The following is a 7,461-nucleotide window of genomic DNA, read 5'->3' on the forward strand; positions in this document are numbered from 1 at the left end:
ACAATTATCTTTGGTGTCGCGCACCACTTCCATTTCAAACTCTTTCCAGCCACGGATTGACTCTTCTACTAACAACTCATTGGTTGGAGATAAATCAAGGCCACGCTCACAGATTTCAATAAATTCTTCTTTGTTAAAGGCGATACCGCCACCTGAGCCACCCATTGTAAATGAGGGGCGAATAACCGTTGGATAGCCAACAGTCTCTTGTACAGCAAACGCTTCTTCTAGTGTATGGGCAACAGCTGCTTTAGGCATATCCAAGCCAATTTTCAGCATTGCTTCACGGAATAAATCACGATCTTCCGCCTTATCAATTGCTTCTTTTCTTGCGCCAATCATTTCCACACCATGCTTCTCTAGGACGCCATGACGTTCTAGGTCAAGCGCACAATTTAGAGCTGTCTGGCCACCCATAGTAGGCAGTAATGCATCTGGCTTTTCAACTTCAATAATCTTTTCAAGCGTACGCCATTCAATCGGCTCAATATAAGTTGCGTCTGCCATCTGTGGATCGGTCATGATCGTAGCAGGATTGGAATTAACCAAAATTACCCGATATCCTTCTTCGCGCAATGCTTTACAAGCTTGAGCGCCAGAATAATCAAATTCACAGGCTTGCCCAATGACAATTGGGCCGGCACCAATAATTAAAATACTTTTTAGGTCTTGTCTTTTTGGCATTATTCTCTAAGTGTTTGTTCTTTTAAAATTCGTCGTCTTCTGTCACTGGCGGATTACCGTCAAAGATATCAAACTCACGTTTTTGTAAATAAGAAGATCGCATAGTGATATAAGGATCGTCTGATTGATCGATTAAGTCTGTTACAGGGAGTAGCTCCACGCGCTTATCAATGAGATTCATGGTGCTTGCGCTTAGTGCACCCATATCTTCCATTTCATTAATTAAATTAGCATCAGAACTTAAGTCAACGTACAAGCCTGCACTATCTCTTAGTGTTGAAGGGCCCATCAATGGTAGTACGATATACGGACCTTCGTTCACACCCCAGAGTGCCAGCGTTTGACCAAAATCTTCATTGGTTGTGGTTAAGTCGATCTCAGTAGCAACATCAAACAAACCATACAAGCCCACTGTAGAGTTAACCGCAATACGGCCCAATGTTATGGCACTTTGCTCTACTTTGAATTGTAGGATTTGATTAGCAAGGGTAGTAACATCACGTAAATTACCAAAAAAATTACTCACACGATCTTGAACAAAATTAGGCATATTGTCTTTATACGCTCGAGAAACTGGCTCTAATAGATTGTCGTCAATTGTTTCATTAAACTCGTATACAACTCTATTGGTTTCTTCAAACGGATCGATTTCTGCCACGGCAAAAGAACTGCTTATCAATAGCAGCAAACCTATCAAAAATTTATTCACTGACTTATCTCCTTAATAAATATATCAAACAAACCACTAACGTCATGAGGGCCTGGAGAGGCTTCTGGATGCCCCTGGAAACTAAATGCCCTCTTACCTTTAACTCGTACACCCTGAATAGTATCATCAAATAGCGAACGGTGTGTCACTTCAAGATTGGCCGGCATACTGGTTTCTGCTACCGCAAAACCATGATTTTGCGACGTAATCATGACTTGTTTAGTGTCTAAATCTTGCACTGGATGATTCGCACCATGGTGACCAAACTTCATCTTTTCGGTTTTTGCACCACTAGCCAAAGCTAATAATTGATGACCCAAACAAATACCAAAAATCGGCATGTCTTTTTCTAATAATACTGCAATATTGCTAATGGCATAATCACATGGCTCAGGATCACCTGGACCATTTGATAAAAATACGCCATCTGGATTCATAGCTAAAACCTCTGCCACTGGGGTTTGAGCATTAACCACTGTTAAATCACAACCACGATCAACTAGCATTCTTAAGATGTTAGTTTTAACGCCGTAGTCGTACACAACAACTTTAAACTTCGAATCTAATTCAGCAAACTCCCCTGTTTCTAAAAAATAAGAGCCCTTATTAAACTGGTATTGCTCTGGAGTAGAAACCACTTTTGCTAGGTCCATATTTTTCAATCCGGCAAAGGATTGAGCTTTGGCAATTGCTGCCGCTTCATCAATATTATCGCCAGCAACAATGCAACCTTTAAGAGAGCCGTTTTCACGTAAATGGCGAGTTAATGCACGAGTATCAATATCACTAATAGCCACAATATTGTTAGTCTGCAAGTACTCGTCCAATGGCATTGTATTGCGCCAATTACTACTAAGTAGCGGTAAGTCACGAATAATTAAGCCAGCTGCATAAACCTTACTAGACTCTTCATCAACAACATTTGTTCCGGTGTTGCCAATATGAGGATAGGTTAATGCAACAATTTGTTGCGTGTATGAAGGATCCGTTAGAATTTCTTGGTAACCAGTCATTGAGGTGTTAAATACCACTTCACCCAATGTATCTCCACTAGCGCCAATAGATTTTCCATAAAAAACTCGACCATCTTCTAATGCTAATAAGGCAACTTGTGACACCGGATACTCCTTAATGAAAAACTTCGGGAATTTTACCATATTGTGTTACTTGCCTGAGGGTCAAATATATGAATCTAATGGGTATAATTACACTTAAACCATAGCGAGGGAATCTAATGGAAATTACAGTAGAAAATATCAAATGTGGCGGTTGTGCTGGTTCAATTACCAAAAAATTATCCGCAGATTTTGCAACTGATAAAATAGAGGTTAATATCGAACAAGGTATTATCAACATTGACATTGACGAATCTAAAAGAGATGAGTTGGCTCAAGTTCTTTTAGATTTAGGCTACCCAGAGATAGACTCTGTGCATGGTTTTGATTCGGCCAAGGCTAAAGCAAAATCATTTGTTTCTTGCGCTATTGGCAAAATAGACAAATGATTGTAATCGTTAACGGTAAAGAGCTAGAACTGCAATCTTCAGCGACAGCTGAAGATTTAATCAATCAACTTAACTACCAAGATCAGCGTATTGCTTTGGAAGTAAACGAGGCCATCATTCCAAAATCTGGGCACGCCGAATTTACATTAAATGCTAATGATAAGATTGAAATTATCAAAGCTGTGGGTGGCGGTTAAACAAACCAGGCTTTAGGAATTTCATCTACACCCATTGGCACAACGCTCAATTGCTGTGCCACACCCACATTAAGTTTAACTTCTACATCAACACTTGCCTGCTCTCGGCCTTGAGAATAACGCGCTAAAATTTGAGCAGCAATCTTAAGATCTTCTTGATTAGGCTCTCCATCAATTAATGCAATTGGTCCATTACAACTGGTTGGGTAAAGGTTTGCGTATTGATTTCGATAGCCTTCTAAAAACTTAACCTCGCCCTCTTCTCTAGCAATGATCATTTTAAAACGCTGATTTGGTCGGATATGGCGCCCTACCTTCAACATCATTAAATCATCTAATTGATAATCACGATTACCGCGAGCCTGCCACATATCAACCAATTTATCAGAGTATTGTTTGTCAGTTAAAAAGCAGCAACCGCCTGCAGGGGTTGCATAATCTTCAAAGCCGTATTCTTTAGCTAAGGCCATTTGTGGTTTGCGTGTACGTCCTGAAAAATCCAGTAATTGTTCGCGATCAACCCAGCCCTCTTTTTCTGCCTTAGTTTCTGGCAAATGCTTAGCGCATAAAGGGCGTAATAGTAAATCATCTGCACCTGACTCTTCTTGTACAACGGGCATGGTGTCTTTGCGTTGTGACATGGGGCGCTGACCCATTACCTCGCCGGTAATAATAAAGTCAAAATCATTTTCCTCCATCCACTGTTTAGCTTTTTTCACCATAAAGCCTTTACAATCTAAACATGGATTCATATTCTTGCCATAACCATGTTTTGGGTTTAGCAACACATCTCGATATTCTTCAATAACATCAATAATATGCAGCTTAATGCCCAGCTGCTCAGCCACCCATAAAGCATTGTTGCGTTTTGGCTTATCACTCTTCTGCTTACGAATTGCATGCGTATGCCCTTCGACACAAAAACCTGTGAAGAAATTAATACCTTCAACATGAATCCCTTGATCAAGCAATAACTTAGTGCTCAACAATGAATCTAATCCGCCTGAAATTAACGAAACTGCTTTAATTTGTTTTTTATCTGTCATAATTTTTTTTATTTACGCTGGCCACTCACACAGCACCATTCATCTTTTTGTACCACTTTCAGATGTTCAAAATACTCTCCATAAGCATCAAGAATCATGGGTAGTTGATTTTCCATAATACCGGATAATGCAATTCTACCATTTGATTTCACCAAGCCTGAAAAATGCTCACATAAACTAACCAAAGGGTTAGCTAAAATATTAGCAATTAATAAATCTACTGGATCAAGCTTACCTTCATCATCCGTATGCAATACGTTAATTTTATCTTGGCATTGGTTTGTCTCAATATTATTAATTGTAGCAACGACTGCTTGAGGGTCATTATCCACGGCGATTGCTTGTGTAGCACCTAATTTAATTGCCGCAATCGCTAAAATACCAGTACCCGAGCCATAATCAATCACTGTGCAATTTTTGGGTGCATTAGCATCTAGATATTGCAAACAAAGATCTGTGGTTTGATGGGTGCCTGTACCAAATGCTAAACCAGGATCCATATCAATAATAACGGCGTCATTTGGTAAGTCTGAATCATCCTCCCAGGAAGGGCAAATCCAAATTTTCTCTCCGAATTGCATGGCATGAAAATCTTTCTTACACTCATTTTCCCAAACACGATCTTTAAGCAATTCAAAGCTCGCCTCATGAACATTACAAATCTGACTAAGCATTTGCTTAATATGCGCCTGATCCGCCTCTAAGTCAAACAAGGCAGTGATAGTAACATGTTGCCACAAAGGGGTTTCGCCAACAGGTGGCTCAAAAATAGCATCGTCTTTTGTATCAAGAAAAGTTACAGAAACACTCTCTAGTCCAGTGAGTATTTCACTAACAAAGTCAGCCTGATCTTTACTTGTTTGTAAGGTTAATTGCATCCAGTCCATAGCATTCAAATTATACCTGTGTGCAATAATCTACATATCCTATATCAATAAATTGTCGTCAAAACCAATATAGTAAATAAGATCAACCATTCAAAGACAGTCAAGAAACTTCTATATACCCCCTAAGGGATAGGTGGCAATATCACTATAAAATAGTGCTAAAAACTTGCATTTACGTATAATTTGTTTCGTTCACATCTTTAAGTCAAAAGATTTAAAGGTTTATTAATTATTAGGAGATATCATGGCTAACGGCATTACAAAAGGCAACAGACCTTCATTAGGAAGCAGCTTAGAGAAATTAAACGCAAGCAACCCTTTAAACAAAAGAGACGGTAAAGAAACTATTGCTGCAACTCAAGACTACAAAAAAGGCATGAAGTCTGCAGAAGAATTAGAAGATTTTAGATAGTACCGGCAACGGCTAGCTAAATTCAAAAAACCCTCTTACGAGGGTTTTTTAACACTTTGGATTTGGCTACGCCATATCCATAAAAACTAAACGTATATTTATAAAATTTGATAACAATCAATCTTATATAATATTTTTAATTAAATTCACAATGGTATTACAATGGCATTAGATAGAACAGGAAACGGCTACTTAGTAGATCCTTCAATTTGGACCGAAGAAATTATGCATGAGATGGCAGCAGAAGACGATATTACTTTATCAGACTCTCAGGTTACTCAAATCCTTGCAGCAAGAGAATATTTCTCTGATAACTCATCAGTTCCACCAATTAGAACTTTTGCAAAATACGTCAAAATTGACAAAAAAGTTCTTTTCAAAGAATGGCTAACTGGCCCTATGAAGCCTATTACTAAGTATGGTGGCATGCCTCAACCAACAGGTTGTGTATAAAGCACCAACTGCTTAGACTAAAAAACCCTCTTACGAGGGTTTTTTATTGTCTGACTGTTAAAACAGATTGCTATAGATCTAACAAATCTGCAATCGAATCAACAACCCCCATTTTTATAATAGGATCTTGACCCTCTTCAATGATCAATGTGGCTGGCACACCACGAACGCCGTATTTTTGTGCATACGCACCCCCTCTCACTTCCGTAACATCAAGCGTTTCAATAGTCCAGCCTGATGATTCTAGTTCAGCTTTAAATGAATTGAAAATAGGTTCATATTGTTTACAAGGTGCACAGCTCTCTGAGCTTAATTTAACAATTTTTTTGGCCATAATGTTAGTCCTAATGGTTGTTATAGAAGATCTTTAACTGAAGCCAAAGCTGAGTCAATATTGTCTGGCTGAGTGCCGCCACCCTGTGCCATATCTGGTCGACCACCGCCTTTACCGCCCACCTGCAAGGCTACATGATTAAGAATCTTACCCGCCTGATATTGCTTGGTTAAATCTTTAGTTACACCAGAAACCAAAGCAACTTTACCGTCATTAACTGCTGCCAATACCACAACAGCAGAACCTAACTTATCTTTAAGTTTATCAGCAATGTCGCGTAAATCTTTACCACTCACCCCGGTAACAACCGTGGCTAGTAATTTAACACCATTTACTTCAACAGCTTGACCAGCAATGTCATCACCTTGACTGCTCGCTAGCTGTTTTTGGAAAGTGGCGATTTGCTTTTCTAATTCTTTTTGTTGCTTTATTAGCTGCGCTACTTTTTCAACCGCTTGCGCATTGTTTGACTTAGTCATCTGTGCAATAGCACTCAAACTATCTTCAGTTTGCTTATCAAATTGATAAGCATCATAACCAGTCATTGCTTCGATACGACGCACGCCTGCAGCAATACCACCTTCTGAAACAATTCTAAACAAGCCAATATCACCCAACTGATTAACGTGAGTACCACCACAAAGCTCTACTGAAAAATTATTCTTACCCATGCTTAACACGCGCACACTATCACCATATTTTTCACCAAAGAGTGCCATTGCACCTTTTTTCTTTGCTGTTTCGATATCAGTTACATCGGTATGAACGATAGAATTACCCAAGATTCGGCGATTCACCGTTGCTTCGATCTTATCCAAATCAGTTTTATCAATCACTTCATCATGTGAGAAGTCAAAACGTAGCTTTTCGCTATCGACCAAAGAACCTTTCTGCGTGACTGTTTCGCCCAAAACACTGCGTAGTGCTGCATGCAGAAGGTGTGTCGCTGAGTGGTTACGGGCAATACGTTTACGTTTGCGTGCATCTACTTTAGCTTCAAGCACGTCACCTTGCTTAATCACACCACTTAACACAACACCATGATGCTCAAAAGCGCCTGTTTTTTGTTTTTGTGTATTGGTAACTTCGAATTCAACGCTATTATTAGTTAGCAAACCACTGTCACCAACTTGGCCACCTGATTCTGCATAAAAACTAGATTGCGCCAAAACAATAATTGCTTGATCGCCAGCTTCAATAAAATCAACCAACTCACCATCTTTAATTAATGCCTG

Annotated in this window: 10 protein-coding genes and 1 pseudogene; 4 read left to right on the forward strand and 7 right to left on the reverse strand. The window is 39.3% G+C overall.

Features of this window, described 5'->3' with window-relative positions:
• The 3 genes and pseudogenes from carB to carA form a co-directional block, all read right to left on the reverse strand.
• Positions 1 to 684: pseudogene (carB, locus tag P8M52_RS04370) on the reverse strand (carbamoyl phosphate synthase large subunit); the annotation flags it as partial.
• A gap of 22 nt (positions 685 to 706) precedes the next feature.
• Complete coding sequence (locus P8M52_RS04375) at positions 707 to 1,342, reverse strand: VacJ family lipoprotein (RefSeq protein WP_300307847.1); 636 nt, start codon at positions 1,340 to 1,342, stop codon at positions 707 to 709.
• Between the two features lie 47 nt (positions 1,343 to 1,389).
• Positions 1,390 to 2,511, reverse strand: a complete 1,122-nt coding sequence (gene carA / locus P8M52_RS04380) for a glutamine-hydrolyzing carbamoyl-phosphate synthase small subunit (protein ID WP_300307850.1) — start codon at positions 2,509 to 2,511, stop codon at positions 1,390 to 1,392.
• A gap of 116 nt (positions 2,512 to 2,627) precedes the next feature.
• Here carA and P8M52_RS04385 point away from each other — a divergent pair, with 116 nt between their 5' ends.
• Together P8M52_RS04385 and thiS are read left to right on the forward strand one after the other, a co-directional pair.
• A complete protein-coding gene (locus tag P8M52_RS04385; protein WP_300307853.1) occupies positions 2,628 to 2,897 on the forward strand; it encodes a heavy-metal-associated domain-containing protein in 270 nt (89 codons plus the stop codon).
• Positions 2,894 to 3,094, forward strand: coding sequence for a sulfur carrier protein ThiS (gene thiS / locus P8M52_RS04390; protein ID WP_300307856.1), 201 nt, complete (start codon positions 2,894 to 2,896; stop codon positions 3,092 to 3,094). Before P8M52_RS04385 ends, thiS begins: the two co-directional genes overlap by 4 nt.
• Here thiS and P8M52_RS04395 read toward each other — a convergent pair.
• Both P8M52_RS04395 and prmA read right to left on the reverse strand, forming a co-directional pair.
• Positions 3,091 to 4,140, reverse strand: a complete 1,050-nt coding sequence (locus P8M52_RS04395; protein ID WP_300307859.1) for a tRNA (5-methylaminomethyl-2-thiouridylate)-methyltransferase — start codon at positions 4,138 to 4,140, stop codon at positions 3,091 to 3,093. The two genes, thiS and P8M52_RS04395, sit on opposite strands and share 4 nt — an antisense overlap.
• Before the next feature lie 8 nt (positions 4,141 to 4,148).
• Positions 4,149 to 5,027 (reverse strand): 50S ribosomal protein L11 methyltransferase, encoded by an 879-nt coding sequence (prmA, locus tag P8M52_RS04400; RefSeq protein ID WP_300307862.1) that lies wholly within the window; start codon positions 5,025 to 5,027, stop codon positions 4,149 to 4,151.
• Positions 5,028 to 5,271: 244 nt separating this feature from the next.
• Between prmA and P8M52_RS04405 the strand changes: the two genes are divergently transcribed.
• Together P8M52_RS04405 and P8M52_RS04410 are read left to right on the forward strand one after the other, a co-directional pair.
• Positions 5,272 to 5,439 (forward strand): hypothetical protein, encoded by a 168-nt coding sequence (locus P8M52_RS04405; protein ID WP_300307865.1) that lies wholly within the window; start codon positions 5,272 to 5,274, stop codon positions 5,437 to 5,439.
• A gap of 162 nt (positions 5,440 to 5,601) precedes the next feature.
• Positions 5,602 to 5,892, forward strand: coding sequence for a TusE/DsrC/DsvC family sulfur relay protein (locus P8M52_RS04410; RefSeq protein ID WP_300307868.1), 291 nt, complete (start codon positions 5,602 to 5,604; stop codon positions 5,890 to 5,892).
• A 70-nt stretch (positions 5,893 to 5,962) separates the two neighbouring features.
• On the opposite strand, the gene P8M52_RS04415 is transcribed toward P8M52_RS04410, so the two are convergent.
• Positions 5,963 to 6,226 carry a thioredoxin family protein gene (locus P8M52_RS04415; RefSeq protein WP_300307871.1) on the reverse strand — a complete coding sequence of 88 codons (264 nt, stop codon included), beginning with the start codon at positions 6,224 to 6,226 and terminating at the stop codon, positions 5,963 to 5,965.
• 20 nt (positions 6,227 to 6,246) lie between these two features.
• On the reverse strand, positions 6,247 to 7,461 hold a 1,215-nt coding region (locus P8M52_RS04420), incomplete at its 5' end, for a DHHA1 domain-containing protein (protein WP_300307874.1).

The sequence above is a fragment of the Candidatus Thioglobus sp. genome, from assembly GCF_029243085.1.
Lineage (GTDB): Bacteria > Pseudomonadota > Gammaproteobacteria > PS1 > Pseudothioglobaceae > Thioglobus_A.

Excerpts from the sequence above, each read along its gene's own strand:
- prmA (WP_300307862.1), bottom strand. The coding sequence starts at position 5,027 with ATGGACTGGATGCAATTAACCTTACAAACAAGTAAAGATCAGGCTGAC.
- P8M52_RS04415 (WP_300307871.1), bottom strand. The coding sequence starts at position 6,226 with ATGGCCAAAAAAATTGTTAAATTAAGCTCAGAGAGCTGTGCACCTTGT.
- P8M52_RS04410 (WP_300307868.1), top strand. The coding sequence starts at position 5,602 with ATGGCATTAGATAGAACAGGAAACGGCTACTTAGTAGATCCTTCAATT.
- thiS (WP_300307856.1), top strand. The coding sequence starts at position 2,894 with ATGATTGTAATCGTTAACGGTAAAGAGCTAGAACTGCAATCTTCAGCG.
- P8M52_RS04405 (WP_300307865.1), top strand. The coding sequence starts at position 5,272 with ATGGCTAACGGCATTACAAAAGGCAACAGACCTTCATTAGGAAGCAGC.
- P8M52_RS04395 (WP_300307859.1), bottom strand. The coding sequence starts at position 4,140 with ATGACAGATAAAAAACAAATTAAAGCAGTTTCGTTAATTTCAGGCGGA.
- P8M52_RS04385 (WP_300307853.1), top strand. The coding sequence starts at position 2,628 with ATGGAAATTACAGTAGAAAATATCAAATGTGGCGGTTGTGCTGGTTCA.